This window comes from Nocardioidaceae bacterium SCSIO 66511 (assembly GCA_023100825.1).
Lineage (GTDB): Bacteria > Actinomycetota > Actinomycetes > Propionibacteriales > Nocardioidaceae > Solicola.
Genome location: CP095846.1, coordinates 3,239,038 through 3,257,225 on the forward strand (window position 1 = coordinate 3,239,038; position 18,188 = coordinate 3,257,225).

Annotated in this window: 13 protein-coding genes; 3 read left to right on the forward strand and 10 right to left on the reverse strand. The window is 66.2% G+C overall.

Annotation, left to right across the window (positions count from 1 at the left end):
• Positions 1–68: 68 nt before the first annotated feature.
• From mnmA to MU582_15310, 8 genes are read right to left on the reverse strand one after another with little or no spacing between them, the layout of a single operon-like run.
• Positions 69–1,145 (reverse strand): tRNA 2-thiouridine(34) synthase MnmA, encoded by a 1,077-nt coding sequence (mnmA, locus tag MU582_15275; protein UPK73789.1) that lies wholly within the window; start codon positions 1,143–1,145, stop codon positions 69–71.
• A 2-nt stretch (positions 1,146–1,147) separates the two neighbouring features.
• Positions 1,148–2,356 (reverse strand): cysteine desulfurase, encoded by a 1,209-nt coding sequence (locus tag MU582_15280; protein UPK73790.1) that lies wholly within the window; start codon positions 2,354–2,356, stop codon positions 1,148–1,150.
• Between the two features lie 33 nt (positions 2,357–2,389).
• The gene (locus MU582_15285; GenBank protein ID UPK73791.1) at positions 2,390–3,349 is read right to left on the reverse strand and encodes a zinc-binding dehydrogenase; all 960 of its coding nucleotides are present in this window, start codon (positions 3,347–3,349) and stop codon (positions 2,390–2,392) included.
• A 20-nt stretch (positions 3,350–3,369) separates the two neighbouring features.
• On the reverse strand, positions 3,370–4,464 hold the full coding sequence (locus MU582_15290) for an alpha-hydroxy-acid oxidizing protein (protein UPK73792.1): 1,095 nt from the start codon (positions 4,462–4,464) through the stop codon (positions 3,370–3,372).
• A gap of 3 nt (positions 4,465–4,467) precedes the next feature.
• Complete coding sequence (locus MU582_15295; protein ID UPK73793.1) at positions 4,468–5,412, reverse strand: dihydrodipicolinate synthase family protein; 945 nt, start codon at positions 5,410–5,412, stop codon at positions 4,468–4,470.
• Positions 5,413–5,459: 47 nt separating this feature from the next.
• Positions 5,460–6,338 (reverse strand): ABC transporter permease, encoded by an 879-nt coding sequence (locus tag MU582_15300; GenBank protein ID UPK73794.1) that lies wholly within the window; start codon positions 6,336–6,338, stop codon positions 5,460–5,462.
• Between the two features lie 9 nt (positions 6,339–6,347).
• Positions 6,348–7,367 carry an ABC transporter substrate-binding protein gene (locus tag MU582_15305; protein ID UPK73795.1) on the reverse strand — a complete coding sequence of 340 codons (1,020 nt, stop codon included), beginning with the start codon at positions 7,365–7,367 and terminating at the stop codon, positions 6,348–6,350.
• Positions 7,367–8,209, reverse strand: coding sequence for an ABC transporter ATP-binding protein (locus tag MU582_15310; GenBank protein ID UPK73796.1), 843 nt, complete (start codon positions 8,207–8,209; stop codon positions 7,367–7,369). Before MU582_15310 ends, MU582_15305 begins: the two co-directional genes overlap by 1 nt.
• Before the next feature lie 73 nt (positions 8,210–8,282).
• Between MU582_15310 and MU582_15315 the strand changes: the two genes are divergently transcribed.
• Positions 8,283–9,215, forward strand: a complete 933-nt coding sequence (locus MU582_15315) for a LysR substrate-binding domain-containing protein (protein UPK73797.1) — start codon at positions 8,283–8,285, stop codon at positions 9,213–9,215.
• On the opposite strand, the gene MU582_15320 is transcribed toward MU582_15315, so the two are convergent.
• Positions 9,193–12,603, reverse strand: coding sequence for an error-prone DNA polymerase (locus tag MU582_15320; GenBank protein UPK77180.1), 3,411 nt, complete (start codon positions 12,601–12,603; stop codon positions 9,193–9,195). The genes MU582_15315 and MU582_15320 overlap by 23 nt on opposite strands.
• Before the next feature lie 188 nt (positions 12,604–12,791).
• On the opposite strand from MU582_15320, the gene MU582_15325 reads away from it, so the two are divergent.
• Both MU582_15325 and MU582_15330 read left to right on the forward strand, forming a co-directional pair.
• Positions 12,792–15,329, forward strand: a complete 2,538-nt coding sequence (locus MU582_15325; protein UPK73798.1) for a phosphoenolpyruvate synthase — start codon at positions 12,792–12,794, stop codon at positions 15,327–15,329.
• Positions 15,330–15,399: 70 nt separating this feature from the next.
• Positions 15,400–15,957 (forward strand): DinB family protein, encoded by a 558-nt coding sequence (locus MU582_15330; protein ID UPK73799.1) that lies wholly within the window; start codon positions 15,400–15,402, stop codon positions 15,955–15,957.
• Between the two features lie 85 nt (positions 15,958–16,042).
• Here MU582_15330 and MU582_15335 read toward each other — a convergent pair whose 3' ends face one another.
• Positions 16,043–18,184, reverse strand: coding sequence for a hypothetical protein (locus MU582_15335; protein ID UPK73800.1), 2,142 nt, complete (start codon positions 18,182–18,184; stop codon positions 16,043–16,045).
• Between the last annotated feature and the right edge of the window lie 4 nt (positions 18,185–18,188).

The window sequence follows — 18,188 nt, forward strand, 5'->3', positions numbered from 1 at the left end:
CGAATGGATGCGTCGGCACTTCGCGAGAAATTCGTCTCGCCGCCGAGCAATCGGATGGCCGGGTACTACTAGGGTGTCGTCGAGGCGATGGTCGCACTGCCGACGACGCGCGTACCGGCATAGACGACGGCCGCCTGGCCGGGGGCGACTCCACTCGCCGGCTCATGCAGCTCGATGTCGACGCGGTCGCCGAGAACCGTCGCGGTGGCGGGGTACTCATCGCCGTGTGCACGCAGCTGCACTGTGCAGTCGAGCGGCTCGCGAGGCGTGTTGCCGCACCACAGCGGCCGAATGCCCTCGATGCGGGTGACGGCGAGGGCATCGCGTGGGCCGACGGTCACAGTGCCGGACACCGGCTCGATGTCGAGTACGAAGCGGGGCTTGCCGTCGGCAGCGGGCGTGCCCAGGCGCAGACCGCGGCGCTGCCCGATCGTGAAGGCGTACGCGCCGTCGTGCTCGCGCAGGACGGAACCCGACTCGTCGACGATCTGGCCAGGCTTGTCGCCGATCTTCTCGTGCAACCAGCCCGGAGTATCGCCGTCGGCGATGAAGCAGATGTCGTGGCTGTCCGGTTTGTTGGCGACGGACAGGCCACGCCGATCGGCTTCCTCGCGGACGACGTCCTTGGTTGTTCTGCCGAGTGGAAACAGCGAATGCGCCAACTGCTGCTGGGTGAGTACGCCCAGCACGTACGACTGGTCTTTCGCGTTGTCGCTCGCTCGGTGCATCTCGATCACGCCGTCGTCCCCGGTGACCAGATGCGCGTAGTGTCCCGTGGCAACGGCGTCGAACCCGAGCGCGAGCGCCCGGTCGAGGACGGCCGCGAACTTGATCTTCTCGTTGCAGCGCAGACAAGGGTTGGGCGTACGACCCGCGAGGTACTCGGCCTTGAAGTCCTCAACGACCTCCTCATGGAACTGATCGCTCATATCCCATACATAGAAGGGAATCCCGATGACGTCTGCGGCCCGGCGGGCGTCGTTGGAGTCTTCGATCGAGCAGCAACCCCGTGCGCCCGAGCGGTACGACTGCGGGTTGCGCGACAGCGCCAGATGTACGCCCGTCACGTCATGGCCGGCTTCGACGGCCCTGGCCGCCGCTACGGCCGAGTCGACGCCACCGGACATTGCGGCGAGTACTCGCATCGTCAGGCGCTCCTCTTCACAGTGTCGGACGCCGCGGTCGCCCGCTCGTACACGCCCGGGAGAGCCGCGAGCAGAGCGTCGACGTCGGCCTCGGTCGAGTCGTGTCCGAGGCTGAATCGCAGCGAGCCTCGCGCTTCGCCGTCGTCGTGGCCCATCGCGAGGAGCACGTGACTCGCTTGCGGTACGCCCGCCGAGCATGCCGAGCCGGTCGAGCATTCGATGCCCTGCGCGTCGAGCAACATCAGCAACGAGTCGCCCTCGCACCCCGGGAAGGTCAGATGTGCGATGTTGGCGAGTCGATGTGTCGACCCGGCCTGTTCATCGCCGTTCACCCGGACATCCGGAACGATCCGGCGTACGCCGGTGATGAGGCGTTCCCGCAGTGACTCCAGGTGCGCGGCATGGTTGGCACGCCGCTCCACGGCTGCCTGGACAGCGGCAGCGAACCCCGCGATGCCCGCGACGTCGAACGTGCCGGAGCGAACGTCTCGCTCCTGGCCGCCACCATGCAGCAGCGGCACCGGATTGATCTCTCGGCGTACGACCAGAGCGCCGACTCCGACCGGACCGCCGATCTTGTGACCGGTGATCGTCATCGCGTCGAGGCCGGCGTCTGCGAACGACACCGGCACCACCGACAACGCCTGCACGGAGTCGCTGTGCAAAGGGATGCCGTACTCGCCGAGCACGGCGGCGATGTCGGCGATCGGCTGGATCGTGCCGATCTCGTTGTTTGCCCACATACAGCTGACCAGGGCGACCCGATCTGGGTCGCGTTCGACACTCGCTCGCAGGTCGTCGATGCGCACCCGTCCCGCACCGTCGACGGGCAGGAGGTCGACCTCGGCGCCATCACGCTCAGCGAGCCAAGCAAGCGGGTCGAGAACGGCGTGGTGTTCGATCGCGGTCGAGATCGCCCGGTTACGTCGCGGATCGGCCCCCCGCCGCGACCAGAAGATGCCCTTCGTCGCGAGGTTGTCGGCCTCGGTGCCGCCGGAGGTGAACACGATCTCGCTCGGGCGTGCGCCGATGTTTGCGGCAATACTCTCGCGGCTCTCCTCGACCGTACGCCGAGCCGCGCGACCACCCGCGTGGAGCGACGACGCGTTACCGGCCCGACCGAGCTGCTCGGTCATGGCCGCAATCGACTCCGCGACCATCGGCGTGGTCGCCGCATGGTCGAGGTAGACGCACTGGTCGGAGGTAGGCATAACGTCTTCCAGGGTAATCGGCCGCGCTGAGCGTCATTCGGGCGGAGTCAGCGCGACCTTCAGGCGTCCTGGCGCGGGAGTCGCGTACAGCCGGTACGCTCTGGCCGCCTCCGAGATCGACATTGTGTGGGTGATGTACGCGTCCCTGAGCACGTCGTACTTCAACACGTGATCCTGCGCCTCGGAAAGGAACCGCTGCCAGTCCTGCGTCGCACCGGCCCACATCGTCAGGTTCTTGCGGAAGAACGCCCGCATCGGGAACACGTAGTTGTCTTCGGGCAGACCGAAGACAAGCACCTCACCACCGAACGTCACCGCCTCGACGGCATCGCTGACGATCTCCTGGCGGTGCCCGATTGCGTCGATAACCAAGTCGGGGCGGGGCAACGAGTCGTCGAGTGAGGTCGCCCAGGCCCGTACCTCCGAGGTCACGACCTCATCGATGCCGAACGCCGCCGCGACCTCGGCGCGGTCGACGCGGTCGACGCCGGTCACATGTGCTGCGCCATTCGCCTTCGCGACCTGGGCGAACAGCATGCCGAGTGGTCCGAGTCCGAGGACAGCGACGCGCTGACCGGCGACGTCGCGCATGCTCGAGTAAGCGCTCAGCACTGTCGAAACCGGCTGCACAACCGTCGCCTGTGTATCGGTGAGCCGATCGTCGACCCGGTGCACGAAGTGGTCGGGGTTGATGACGTACTCGGCAAGACCACGCGACTGCGCCACGATTCCAACGACGCGGTCGCCCGGTACGAATCGCTCGGACCGACTGGCCTCGACGAGTCCGACGAACTCGTGCAGTGGTACGCCGGGCAGGCCTGTGTACGGGTTGTCGGGGTCGACATGGCCCATGAACTTGGGTATGTCGCTGCCGCAGATGGACCCGGCGAGAAAACGCATCAGCACCTGGTCCGGGCCGACCTCTTCGGCGTTCGGCGCCGCAACGTCGAGAGAGTCGAACACCGCTGGCGCGGGCTGTCTGAGCTGCCACATTCGTCCATCGTCTCCGTTCGTCATGACCTGAGCAGGTCAGCGTCGATGTCGGCGATCCGATGAACACCGCATAGGGCCATGGCCATCGCGAGCTCACGGCGTACCAGCTCGAGTACCGCGTGCACACCGTCGGCACCGGCCACCGTCAACCCCCACAGCACCGGACGACCGACGAGCACCGCGTCAGCGCCGAGCGCGAGCGCCTTCAGCACATCCGTGCCACGTCGTACGCCGCCGTCCAATAGTACGGGGACCAAGCCTTGCACCGCGGCGACAACTCCGGGTAACGCCCGGATGGTCGAGAGGCCGGAGTCGAGGTTTCGCCCACCGTGGTTCGAGACGATCACTGCGGCCGCACCGGCGTCGACCGCGACGACTGCGTCGTCCCCTCGCAGCACACCCTTGACGACGACGGGCACCGGTGACCGTCCCACAAGCCACCTGAGCGCTTCTGCGTCGAAATCCGCGTCGAGCCCAGTTCGATAGATCCCACCGCCGGTCTCGGCCCGCAATTCGAGCCCGTCCAACATCGGGAACTCGAGCCCGTCGGGCAAAGTCAACCCGTCCCATGACTGTGCCTCGCGCGCACCGACGACAGGTGTGTCCACGGTGACGACCAGCGCGTCCGCCCGACCCGAGACTCGGTCGGCAAGCGCTTCGAGGTACATGCGTGACGGCGGCGCGTTCACCTGCATCCACACGCCGTCGCCGTTCGTGTCCGAGACCAGCTCGAGCGGCGTGTTCGCGTACGCGCTGAGGACCATCCCCACACCGGCCGTCGCGGCACCGTGCGCCGTGGCGACCTCGGCGTCGACGTGGAAGAGACCGTGAGATCCGGTGGGCGCGACCATGACCGGGCTACGGAACCTCCGTCCGAGGAGCTCGACCTCGGTCGACACCTCGGTCACATCCCGCAGGACGTGCGGCGCGAGCACGATGTCGTCGAAGTCACGACGGTTCGCGCGTACCGTCAGCTGGTCCGCGGCGCCGCTCTCGAGGTAGCCGACCGTGAGCGGATGAAGTAGCTCATGTGCCCGCGTACGAAGGGCATCCATCGTCGGAGCAACAGACAGGTCTGCCGGCCCTGCTCTCGCTCTCGGCGGTACGCCAGCCACCGCTCAGCCTCGTACCGGCTCTAGACCCGACCGCTCGAGCACATCGGCGATCGTGGCCAGCGCAGTGGGGTCATCGACCGGGAGTTTCGGTCGACGCGGGTATCCGCCGGGCTGCCCGAGCAGGTTCATCGCCGCCTTGAGCGTCGGCTGCATCCCGCCGAACGCCCAGTTGTAGCCATCGACCCGGTCGCCGAGCAGCTCTGCCATCAGCTGCTCGAATCGGTCCGCGATCTCACCTGCTTCGTCGTACTCACCTGCCCACACGTGCTCGAAGAACGCGGGCATCTGCCGACCGAGCAGGAGCCCGCTGCCGAAGTGACCGTCACCGCCGTAGCCCGACCGGAGCAGTGCGATACCTAGGCGACTGAGCAGGTGGCCGAACACGATGAGCCGGTCTCCTACCCGCTCGATCGTGCCGAGCAGTGTCTCCACTCCGGGGGCGCTCTGTTTGATCGCGACGACGTTCGGCAGGTCAGCGAGTCGTTCGATCTGATCGAGCGAGATCGGATGTCCGTTGTCCTGTGGGAAGTTGTACAACCACGCTGGCATATCCGACGCGCCGAACACCTCCTGGTAGTACGCCATGAGCTCGTCCGGCGTCGGTCGCGCCATCGGCGGCGGCGACGCCATCACGGCCGCGGCCCCGATCGACGCCGCGTGGCGGGCGAGCTCGGCAGCATCGGAAGCGCGTGTACTCGTCACGCCGATCACGACAGGTACTCGCTGCCCGGCCTCCTTCACCGCGACCTCGGCGATCCGGCGCCGTTCGGAATCGTTCTGGCTGAACCACTCGCCGGTGCTGCCGTTGATCAGGATGCCGTGTACGCCCTCGTCCACCGCGTACCCGACGACATCGGCAACGCCACCCTCGTCGACGGCACCGTCTGCGGTAAACGGGGTCACCGGGGCAGTCCAGTAGCCCTTCCAGTCGACGTCGTTCCTGTCCACGCGTTACTTCCCTTCGATCATGAAATGGTTCGCCGCGGCCTCGCCGCTCAGCGGTCCGACCAGCGCAATGCGTCGGCGAAGACCCACTGCACAAGCCGATCGGTGACGTAACCGCAGATGCCGAGTGTCGCCATCGCCGCGATGACGTACGCGAACTGGAACTGGTTGTACGAGTCGATCAGCACGTAGCCGACACCCGACTTGGCACCGAGAATCTCGGCGACCACGACGGTCGTCCAAGCGATGCCGGAGGCCACCCGCAGGCCGGTCACGATGCTCGGCGATGCCGCCGGGAGCACGATCTTGCGTACGACCTGTGTCCGGGTCGCACCGAGCATCGCCCCGGCGCGAAGCAGGCCGGTGTCAACCCGGCCGACCCCTGCGTAGGTGTTCACGTAGACCGGGAAGAAGGATGCCAAGGCGGTGAGGAAGATCGCGGGCTTGTCGCCGACACCGAGCACGATGATCGCCAACGGGATCCAGCCTGTCACCGAGATCGGCCGGATCGCGTTGATCATCGGATCGACCATCTTGCGGCCCGTGCTGCTCACGCCTGCCAGCACTCCGAACCCGATCGCGAGCAGCGACCCGATGACGTAACCCGCAAGGATTCGCCCCACCGACGCACCGACATGGACGAGCCAGGTCCCGGAGTAGACCTCGGACGGTACGAAGCCGTCGACCGGCCACTCCCAGCCGAAGATCCAGTCGACAAGTGCGGCAACCGACTCCGTCATCGACGGGAACAACCCGTTGGCGATGAGCTCCTGTCGGCCCGCGATCTCCCACACGATCGCGATGGTCACAGGGAGAGCCAGGCCGAGCCCCACACTCTTCGCCGCCTCTACCCAGCCGCGCTGCGCCGGTGCTGCAGTACGTGCGGCGCGCCGAGTGCGTGGGGGAGCTGATGTCGTCGTGTCTGTCATGGCCGGGCCTCAGTCGTTCTTCCCGAGCCGGCTCGCCGGCTCACCGGTGATGTCCTCGAGCAGCGAGTAGTCGATGTGCTCCGCGAGCTGCTCGCTGGTATCCGAGTCGATGATGTTCATCTGGGACAGCACGGTCGGCACCTTCATGATCTCGCTCATCGGCATATCGGGCTCCGGCTTGATGTACTCGCGTTCGAGCGCCTCGGCGATCCGGGCGCCCTTGCTGCCCGCCTCACGCTCGTACTGCGCGGCCCACTCGTGCGGATCCTTGCTCAGGTCTGCCAGCCTGGCCCGGTACGCCTCGAGAACGGTCTCGGCCTCCTCGCGGTTGTCCTCCAGGAACGAGTCATTGGCGAGGATGCCGCTCGCAACCGTGAACGAGCCGTCGTACAAGTGGCTCTGGATGTCGTCGACCGTCGTCGCGTGCCCACCGTCGATCGCCTCTCCCGACAGTGGCGGGAACGTGACGATCGCGTCGACATCGCCACGATCGAGGGCGAGGTTGAGATCCGGGAACGCCTGCATGTTCACGTACGTGGTGTCGGAGTCGATGTCGAGCCCCTGCGACTTCATGGCGGTCGCCATGTTCACGTACTGCGTCGAGCCACGAACGGATGCGATGCGCTTACCGCGCAGGTCTTGCCACGTGTCGATCCCGCTGCCTTTTCGGGCGAGGAACACCGATCCGTTGCTGCTGATGCCGGAGACGAAGCTGACCGGCGGGTCGCTCGTCGTGAGGAGCGCCGCGAGGTTGTTGTAGCCGACCGGCGCCATGTCGATCGAGCCCTGCGTCAGGGCGGTCAGCTCGTCGTTGGAGCTCTTGAACGGCACCAGCTCCACCGATGTGCCGTCGGGCAGCTCGGTGTCGAGTGTCGCCCAAGGTGTCCATGATGCGGCGGGAACCCAGCCGATCCGAATGCTGTCGGCCGCGGCTGCGCCGTCCTTCGTGTCGTACACGCGACCGGCGACGACGATGGCCGCCATGACCGCCAAGGCGACGACGAGGCGTTTGATCCAGCTGTGCGACATCAGCGGCCCCCGGCTGTGGTGGCAAGGCCTTCGAGCTCATCCGCCCGGTGAGACTCGCCGCGCAACTGCTCGAAGAGAGTGTGACGCAGCTCGACGTACGTGGGATCGGTGATCAGCTCGTGGCTACGCGGCCGCGGCAGGTTGACCGGGATCGTCTCGCGGATCCTGCCGGGTCGCGCGGTCATCACGACGACGCGGTCGCTGAGGATGAGGGCCTCGTCGATGTCGTGGGTGACGAACAGGACCGTCTTGCGGTCGCGCTCCCACAGTTCGAGTAGCAGCTCCTGCATGGTGATGCGGGTCTGCGCGTCGAGTGCGCCGAACGGCTCATCCATCAGCAGGATCGGCGGATCGTTGATCAGTACGCGCGCCAGCCCTACCCGCTGCCGCATACCGCCGGACAGCTCGTTCGGGAGATGGTCGCCGAACGCTTCAAGCCCGACCCGCTCGAGGTACTCGTCGATGCGCTCGGCGATCTCTGCCTTCGCGGCGCTGCCGCGCACTGACGGCCCGAAACCAACGTTGTCACGGACGGTCATCCACGGAAAGATCGTGGCGTCCTGGAACACCACGCCACGCTCGGGTCCCGGACCATCGATCGGCTTGTCGTCGACGTGCACCGATCCGCCGGTCGGTTCGGTGAACCCCGCGATCAGATTCAGTGCGGTCGACTTGCCGCAGCCGCTGGGACCGAGCAGGCAGACGAACTCCTGTTCCTTGACCTCGAGCGTCAGGTCCTGCAGCGCACGTACGCGCTCACTGGGCTCACCCGGTTTCGGGAACTCGACCTCGACTTTGTCGAGCGTGATCGTGTGCATCCAGGCCTCCGGCTGTCGTCGCATCAACGCCGCGACGAGAGTACGAGCCAGGGACAATTGCCGTCCAATGCATGTTCACGTACGTTTGATACCCGTTATGGCATCAGACTTCACGTTCCATCAGCTGCGGTCGTTCGTCGCGGTCGCCGAAGAGCTGAGCTTTCGACGAGCCGCCGAACGGCTGCACATCAGCCAGCCTCCGCTCTCCAGGCAGATCCGTTCGCTGGAGTCGGCATTGGGCGTACCGCTGTTCGACCGCGGCCGACGCAATGTCACGCTGACGCCGGCCGGCAAGTTGTTCCTCACAGAGGCCAGCGGCCTGGTAGAGGCGGCCGCGCGTGCACGGCGCCTCGTCCGCGACGCACACGATGGCCGCGTCGGCTCGATGCGGGTGGGTTACATCGAGCCGTCAGCGTTCGACCTGCTGCCGCACGTACTTGCGCGGTTCCGCCAGGCACTGCCCGGAGTCGACCTCGAGCTGCATGAAATGCATTCGTTCGAGGCTGTACGCCAGCTCGAACAACACAAGGTCGACGTCGCCTACCTGCGGCCGCCCGTCGAGACGAACGGAGTACAGCTGACGATGCTTCACCCGGATCGGCTGATCGCCGTGCTTCCCGAGAACCATCCACTCGACGCCGACACGATCGATCTCGGCGCACTGCGCGACAGTGACTTCGTCACGTACGCCTCGGCGCTTGGTTCGGGCATCACCGGTGCGACCCTGCAGGCCTGCGCGGCCGCGGGCTTCTCGCCTCGCGTGGTTCGCTACGCGACGAGCACTCCGATGTTGATGAGTCTCGTGGCCGGCGGTGCGGGGGTGGCCTTGGTCGCCTACCAGTTCGCGTCGATTCCCTACATCGGCGTGAGGTTCGCGCACCTGCGCGACGAGCGGGCGGAGAGCTACGTCGCATTCGCGGCGCGTACGAACGAAGCACTGGCGTCGGTGCACTCCCTTCGTACGATCTCCCGCGCGGTGTCGACGGAGTTGTTCGCCGGACCGACGATCAGTGAAAGTCGCGGGACTTGACCTTCGCGGCGATGGGCAAGTGCTCCAGCCGGTCGGCGAGCAGATTGGTGGTGCCCTCGTTGCGTTCGAGGGTTCCGCGTACGACCAGCGCGCTCGACTCCCTGCCCACCCGGCGATAGCGGGTCCACAGACCCTGCGTGCAGATGACGTTGAGCATGCCGGTCTCGTCCTCGAGGTTGAGGAACGTCACTCCCCCTGCCGTCGCGGGTCGCTGCCGGTGCGTCACCACTCCGCCGACCCGGATCCGCGAACCTGCCTCGACCGAGCCCAGCTCACCGATCGGCAGCACTCCGCGGTCTGCGAGGTCGGTGCGTACGTGCTCGATCGGATGGTCCGTCGGCGAGATGCCGGTCGCCCAGAGGTCGGCCATCGTCTGCTCGGGTGCGGTGATGCCCGGCAGCATCGGCGGCTCGCTCGCCAAGGCGGTGCCGGCCAACGTACGTGGGCTCTCCTGGGCGGCGAGCCCCGCATGCCACAGTGCCTGGCGCCGGGTCAGCCCGAAACAGTCGAATGCCCCTGCGGTCGCGAGCGACTCCAACTGCTTCGCCGTCAGCTCGACCCTGCGGGCGAGGTCGAACATATCCGCAAACGGACCGCCGGCATCGCGCGCTGCGACGATGCGCTCGGCGACCTCCGTACCGATCGACTTCACCTCGGTGAGTCCGAGGCGTACGGCAAACGCGCCGTCACGTCGATGCTCGGCGGCAACAGACAGCGCATCAGGCGCGGTATCCGGATCGAACGGACCGACCTCCGGTTGCTCGGTCTCCAAGCAGGTAATGGATCCGCCCGGTTTCGACGCTGCCTCGTCGTACGCCTCGAGGTCGGCGTCGACGCCCGACAGTTCGATGTCAGGGCGGCGTACTTCGACACCGTGTCGACGTGCATCGGCGACAAGGGTCTGCGGCGAGTAGAAGCCCATCGGCTGCGAACGCAACAACGCTGCGAGGAATGCACCCGGGTAGTGCAGTCGCAGCCAGGTACTCGCGTACACCAGCAACGCGAAGCTGATCGAATGGCTCTCGGCGAAGCCGAAGTTCGCGAACGCCTCGATCTTCTCGTAGATCTCGTCGGCCTCGTCGCCGGTGATGCCGTGCTCGGCCATGCCGTCGTAGAGCTTCGTACGCAGCTTCTCGATCTTCTCGATGCCGCGCTTGGAGCCCATCGCCCGCCGCAGCAGATCGGCGTCGTCACCGGAGCATCCGCCGACGGTCATCGCCATCTGCATCAGCTGCTCCTGGAACAACGGCACGCCGAGGGTACGACTCAGAACCGGTTCCAGCTTCGGATGCAGGTACGTCACCGGGTCGGTGCCCATGCGCCTGCGAATGTACGGATGCACCGCGCCGCCCTGGATCGGCCCGGGACGAATCAGCGCGATCTCGATGACCAGGTCGTAAAAGCATCGCGGACGGAGTCTCGGCAAGGTACCGATCTGGGCACGGCTCTCGACCTGGAAGACGCCGACCGAGTCCGCCCGGCACAGCACGTCATAGACACCGGGCTCCTCCTTCGGGATGCCGGCGAGCGTCCAGCGTTCGCCGAGGTGTTCGCCGACAATGTCGATCGCATGCTGGATCGCACCGAGCATGCCGAGCCCGAGCAGGTCGAACTTCACCAACCCCATCCAGGCGCAGTCGTCCTTGTCCCATTGCAGAACCGTGCGGTCGTCCATCCGCGCACGCTCGATCGGCACCACCTCCGAGACCGGGCGGTCGGTGAGCACCATGCCGCCCGAATGAATGCCCAGATGCCTTGGTGCCTTGAGGAGTTGCTCGGAGAGCTCTACGACCGGAGTGGGAATGTCATGGTCGTCGCTGGAGACAATGGAGCCCCAGGCATCGATCTGTTTCGACCAAGCATCCTGCTGACCGGTGCTGTGGCCGAGCGCCTTCGCCATATCGCGTACGGCCGACTTCGGTCGGTAGCTGATGACGTTGGCGACCTGTGCGGCGTTGCGTCTGCCGTACTTCGCGTAGACGTACTGGATCACCTCCTCGCGCCGATCGGAGTCGAAGTCGACATCGATGTCTGGCTCCTCCTCACGCGTCGCCGAGAGGAATCGCTCGAACGGCAGATTGAACCGGATCGAGTCGACCGCGGTGATGCCAAGTGCGTAACACACGGCGGAGTTGGCAGCCGATCCCCTTCCCTGGCAGAGGATTCCGCGTTCGCGGGCGTACGCAACGATGTCGTGCACGATCAGGAAGTAGCCGGGAAAGTCGAGGTCTTCGATGACCGCGAGCTCGCGTTCGAGCCGGTCGCGTACGCCGGAGTCGGCGTCGGGATAGACCCGCTCAGCACCGCGACGAACAAGCTCGCGCAGCCATTCCATCGGAGTGTGGCCGGCTGGCACGTCTTGCCGGGGTAGTCTCGGCCGAGCAGCACGCAGCGAAAACGCATGCTCGTCGGCGACCTCGACCGTACGCTCGACCACTCCCGGATATCGCGCGAACCTCATCGCCATCTCCGCCCCCGAACGCAGCGAGGCACCTCCCGCAGCAGGGAGCCAGCCGTCCATCTCATCGAGGCTCCGCCGCGCGCGTACGGATGCGATCGCAGCACCGAGCCGATGCTCTGCGGGTGTCGCGTAGTGGGCGTTGTTGGTGGCGACCATGGCAAGGCCAGTACGCGCGGACAACTCGGCCAGAGCGGCGTTGTGGTCACTGTCGAGCGGAAGCCCGTGGTCGTACAGCTCGATCAGCACCCGCTCCGTGCCGAACAGCTCGATCAGACGCCACAGCTCGTCTTCTGCTGCGCCGATGCCCCTGGCAACGAGGGCCGAACGCACCGCACCCTTACGGCAGCCGGTGAGCACCGTCCAATGACCGTCGGCCCGAGCGGCCAGCCGTTCGAGGTCGTACGCAGGTCTGCCCTTCTCGTCGCCGGCGAGCTGCGCCTCGGTGATCGCGCTCGCGAGCCGGTGGTAGCCCTCCTCACCGCGGGCGAGCACGAGTAGATGCCGGCCTTCGGGGTCGGCGATGCCGTTCTGCGGTTTGCTCAGCCCGAGCGACAGCTCCGCGCCGAAGATCGTACGAAGGCCGTAGTCCTCTGCGACCTCGGCCATCCGGACGATGCCGTACAACCCGTCATGGTCGGTCATCGCGAGTGCATGCAGCCCCAGGCGTACCGCCTCCTCTGCCAGCGCTTCGGGTGAGCTCACACCGTCGAGGAAGCTGAAGTTCGAGTGGCAGTGCAGCTCTGCGTACGGGACGACTTCCTCGGTCGGCGGCTCGGGGCGTTCGACCGGCGCGTACGGCGCGCGTTTACGCGACCAGGCGGGGCTGTCGCCGCCATCACCGTCAACATCGCGACGGTCGGGGCGTCGCCTGCCCGAGAGTCGTCGCTCGAGCTCCGACCACGGGATAGGCGGGTTGTCGTATCCCATCACCCAAGCATCGAACATGTGTTCGACGAAATCAAGCAGGGTAGTGACGTACTCCGGTTGGTGGGATGGACGAGGAGCGATCTGCCCTCAGTTTCACTGTATAGCAGATCCGGACGCCTCATGAGGCATCGGATCTTGGGTCATACTCGCCTCTCGCAGCACAAATCAACCAGCGATGAGGGAAGTACGTGGGGCAGACAATCGGCATCGATCGGATAGACCGCCGGCACCTTACGAAGGTCGGCGGGAAGGCCGCCAACCTCGGCGAGTTGTCCCGGCTCGCGGGCGTACGCGTGCCGGCCGGCTTCTGCGTGACGACCGATGCGTACCGGCAGGTCGTGGCGACACACGCATCCTTCGACGAGCTGCTGGTACGACTGTCGCGGGCCGAGCCGGACGACCACGCAGCGATTCGTACGCTCAGCGCCGAGGCCCGCAGCGTCGTCGAGTCGATCGAGCTGCCAAACGACCTGGTTGCCGAGATCAGCGAGGAACTGGCCAGACTCGGCGAGAATGCCGCGTACGCGGTGCGGTCCAGCGCGACGGCCGAGGACCTACCCACAGCCTCGTTCGCCGGCCAGCAGGACTCGTACCTGAATGTCACCGGGCTCCATGACGTCCTGCGACATGTCAGGCGATGCTGGGCTTCGTTGTTCACCGAGCGTGCGGTGACCTACCGGCTGCACAACGGGTTCGACCATCTCCGAGTACAGATGGCCGTGATCGTGCAGCGACTGGTGTCGGCCGACGCCGCCGGGGTCCTGTTCACGGCCGACCCCGTGACGTCGAATCGCAAGATCACCACCGTTGAGGCCGTCCGGGGACTCGGCGAGGCTCTGGTGTCCGGCCTCGCAACCGGTGACGTGTACGCGGTGCACGACGACCAGGTCATCGACAGCACCATCACCGAGACCCGACCGATGTTGACGCAAGCACAGGTCGTAGACCTGGCGCGGCTCGGCCGGCTGATCGAAACGCATTTCGGGCGGCCGCAAGACATCGAATGGTGTCTCGACGCCGACGGGTTCCAGATCGTCCAGAGCCGGCCGATCACTACGCTGTTCCCCGTACCTGAGACCGACGACGGCGAGAACCATGTCTACGTATCGGTCGGCCACCAACAGATGATGACCGACGCGATGAAGCCGCTGGGACTCTCGGTCTGGCAGCTGACGACACCGCGACCGATGCACGAAGCGGGCGGGCGACTGTTCGTCGATGTCGCACCGGTGCTGGCGACACCCGCGGGACGCCAGCAGCTCGTCGGTACGCTCGGCAGGTCCGATCCACTGATCCGCGATGCCCTGCAGACCATTCTGGATCGCGACGGCTACCTTCCGACGCTTCCCGACCAGACAGCCACAGCCATACCGGCGCGTACGGCGACGACTGCCATCGAGAACGACCCGGCCATCGTCACCGACCTGGTCGAGCGCGGCCGCAAGTCCGTTGCTGCGTTGGATCATGCGCTTCAGACGGCTTCCGGTCCCGCCGTGTTCGATGTCATCCGGACCGACACCGATGAGCTGACGCGCACCATCACCGATCCGCGATCCATCCGGGTGATCATGGCGTCGATGGACGCCGCCTGGTGGCTGAACGACCATCTCGAGGAGTGGCTCGGCGAGAAGAACGTGGCCGACACGCTTGCGCAGTCCGCCCCGCACAATGTGACGTCGCAGATGGGGCTCGCCCTACTCGACGTCGCCGACGCGATCCGCCCACACCCCGACGTCGTTGCGTACCTGCAGCGTCTCGTGGACGAGGGACGAGAAGACGAGGACGTCCTGGAGGGCTTGGCCGCGGTGCCCGGCGGTCAGGAGTCACGCGCCGCCCTCTCGGGATACCTCGACGAGTACGGCATGCGTTGCGCCGGGGAGATCGACATCACCAGACCGCGGTGGAGCGAACGACCGTCAACGCTTCTGCCCACGATCCTCGGCCACGTCAGGAACTTCGAGCCGGGCGAGAGCAGTCGGCGCTTCGAAGCCGGGCTTCGGGAGTCGGAACGCATGGAGGCCGACGTGCTCTCCCGGCTGCGCGAGCTCACCGACGGCGCAGCCAAGGCCGAGGAAACCAAGCGAATGATCGATCGGCTACGTACGTTCGCCGGCTATCGGGAGTACCCGAAGTACGACATCATCAGCCGCTACTACCTCTACAAACAGGCGTTGCTTCGTGAGGCGGACGGTCTCGTCGACGCGGGAGCCCTTCGTACGAAGGAGGATTGCTTCTACCTCCGATTCGAAGAGCTCCGCGATGCGGTGCGTACACAAGTCGTTGACAACGATCTCATCGACGCACGGCGCGAGGCGTTTGCATCGTACGAAGCGCTCATCCCGCCAAGAGTGCTCACCTCCGATGGCGAGGTCGTCACCGGCGAGTACCGTCGCGACGATGTGCCGCCCGGAGCGTTGGTCGGGCTGCCGGTCTCTGCCGGCGTGATCGAGGGGCGGGCCCGAGTCGTTACGGACATGACGCGCGCCGACCTGGAGCCGGGCGACATCCTGGTCACGGCGTTCACCGACCCGAGCTGGACTCCCCTCTTCGTCACCGTCGCGGGTTTGGTCACCGAGGTCGGCGGGCTGATGACCCACGGCGCGGTGATCGCCCGGGAGTACGGCCTGCCGGCCGTCGTCGGCGTGGAGCGGGCAACCAGGGCGATCCGGGACGGTCAGCGCATTCGCGTACACGGGACACACGGTCACGTCGAGCTCCTCGACTGATGCCGGCTGCCCTAAGGAGTCAGCCCGAATCCGGAACGCCATCGTCCGCATTCGTGACTACGGTGCCGCCATGACCGACACCAAACCACCATGGGAACCCCCGATCGCCGGTACGGAAACCGAGCATCTCCTCGGGGCACTCGACCGGATGCGTTGGACCTTTCGCTGGAAGGCCGACGGACTGGACACGACCGGACTCCGAGCTCGGATCGGTGCCTCCTCGCTGACCCTCGGCGGACTACTCAAGCACTTGGCTCTCATCGAGGACCACTATTTCGGCGAGAGGCTCCTCGGCGAGCCGATGGGCTCTCAGTGGAGCGAGTCCGATTGGGATGGCGATCCCGACTGGGAGTTCCGCTCCGCCGCCGATGACGCCCCCGCCTATCTGTATGCCCTGTGGGACGACGCCACCGCTCGTTCACGTACGCGCATCAAAGCGTCGCTGGCCGACGGCGGACTCGACCAGCCCGTCGAGCTCGGGTGGCCGACCGGCGAGCGCCCGAGCGTACGCCGGCTCCTCTGCGATCTGATCGAGGAGTACGGGCGACACACCGGTCACGCCGACCTGTTGCGGGAGGCCATCGACGGGCGGGTCGGTGAGGATCCGCCCGCCGATTGGCGTCCGTGACCGGCTGCTCTAAGGAGTTCGGTGCGGATTGCACCACCGGCGGTACGCCGAGTGGTGCAATCCGCACCGAACTTCCAATGACGGGCTAGCGCTTCTTCGACTGTTTGCAGGCGTTACCCAGGTTCGCCGTCTTCCCGCGGTCGACGATCACATCGCGAGTCGACACCACCTTGCCCGACTTGGTGTTCTTGCAGGTGAGCGTCCAGGCCTCCTTCAGCCCGGTGTAATCGGCCGGGTCCGGGCCGCGGAAGCTGACCTTGCCGGTCCAGTCGCTCGCCTCGTCACCGCCGGCGTAGTTGTTGACCACGACGGTGTACTCGCCGGGCACCGGATCGATCAGGTTCGCCTTCTCCGGGTTGTCAAGCGACGCCGCACTGCCGACCTCCTGACCGTCTGGCCCGAGTACGAAGACATCCCAGTCGACGTCGGGATCGTCACCGCCCCAGCCGACCTCGACGGTCGCAACGGCGTTGTCGTAACCGTCCTCGGGGCCTTCGATGGTGAACGTCGCCACGTCATCCTCGCCCTCCGCGGGAATGCCGTCGGGGTTGGTCAGCGTGATCGGATCCTGCGGCGGACCCTCCGGGTCACGACCCCAGCGGCCGGCGATCAGCGGCCTGGTCGACGGGTTGACCGACCAGTCGAACTTTCCGCCGTTCGAGCGGTACTTGCTCACGAGCGTGTCTTGGTAGTACCGCGGCGGACCGGTCGACCCGTCGCGACGGATCACCGGCGACGTCGCCGACACGAACTGCTTGCGGATCTTCAGTACGCGGTTCTTCGGCGCCGTACCCTTCAGCGTCGAGTGCATCGACTCGTCGAGCGTCGCCAGCGACGCCTGGTAGTACGCCTCCTGGTTGCCGCCGAGACCGGCTCCCGCTGCGGGTTCGAGTCCGAGGTACTCCCCGACGACAGCGTCGCTGAACTCCGGATGGAACCCGTCGGGCCCGATCTCGAAGGTGAACCCGAAGCCGCCGGTGTTCCAGTAGCTCCAGTCCTCGACCGAACCCGAGGTGTCGTACAGCTGGAACGACGCCTGGTTGGTGTAGGCGTTGTGCGAGGCGAACTCCGCGCCGAGTGCTTTGTACTGCGGTTCATCCGGCGCCCAGCCGGTGTCGAGCAGCGACGGCGGCCGGAGTACGAGGTTGCTGAAGGTGTGGTTGCTGATCATCGTCGTCACCTGGCGCTTCGACATCAGGTCACGGATGTTTCGCGTCTCGGGCTCACCGCCGGGGTCATCGCCGCGGAACGTGTCGTTGGACCATTCCGCTGAGGCGCCCGGCCCGCCCCAGAACCCTGGGTAGTTGCGGTTCAGATCGGTTCCCCGCAACCGGCCGGCCTGGTTGTCATCGCATGGACCCGTCGCGTACTGCCCCGGAGTCGTCTCGGAGATGCTGCAGTTGGTGCGCTTCATCTCGTAGTCGAACGTGCTGAAGTCGCCGAGGGGCTCGGCATTACGGGAGATCTTGAACCCGTCGACGTTGACGATGGGGATGATGATCGTCCGGGTGCCTCGCACGATCTTGCGTGCGCGGTCGTCGCTGCGGTAGTTCTGCAACAGGTCGTACGCGTACTCGATGGCGTGCTCGCTGCTCGGCCACTCGCGGGCGTGGTGGGCACCCATCAGCAAGAAGACCGGTTTGCCGTCCTTGACGTTCTTCGCGTTCGTGGTGATCTCGATGCCGCGTACGCGGCGGTCCTCGACCGTCGTGTGGCGAAGCGTCAACGGCTTTGTCAGCTTGGGAAATCTGCGATGGAGCGTACGCAGGTCGCGGTTGTAGTCGCGCAGCTTTCGGTACGAAGTGCGACCACTCGGCAGCGGTGATTCCTGTACGCGCGATGCATAACGAGCATCGGCACGAGCATTCTGCTTCGCCTGCTTCTCCAGGTCGGCGACCTCGACCTGCCAGTGGAAGCCGGCGGCCCGCAGCACCTTCGCGTCGCGTTCGCCGTGCAGGATCACCCCGATGCCCTTGCGGTTGGCGTGCTCGGTGACGTCGAGCGGCAGGGACATGACCTTGTCGCGTAGCGCACGGGTCGGCGCGGCGACCATGACATAGCTGGTCTTGGACGACTTCGCGTAACGGGCGACGCGCTCGTCGGAGTCGTTGTCGTCGGCATCGGCGCTCACCAGTGCGCTGGCGCCGAGCGCGGCGGTGAGCAGTGCGATGATCGAGGCGGCGGAGATCGTCCGGCCCCTCGCTCTTCGTACCAGACTGGGTTTCATCTGT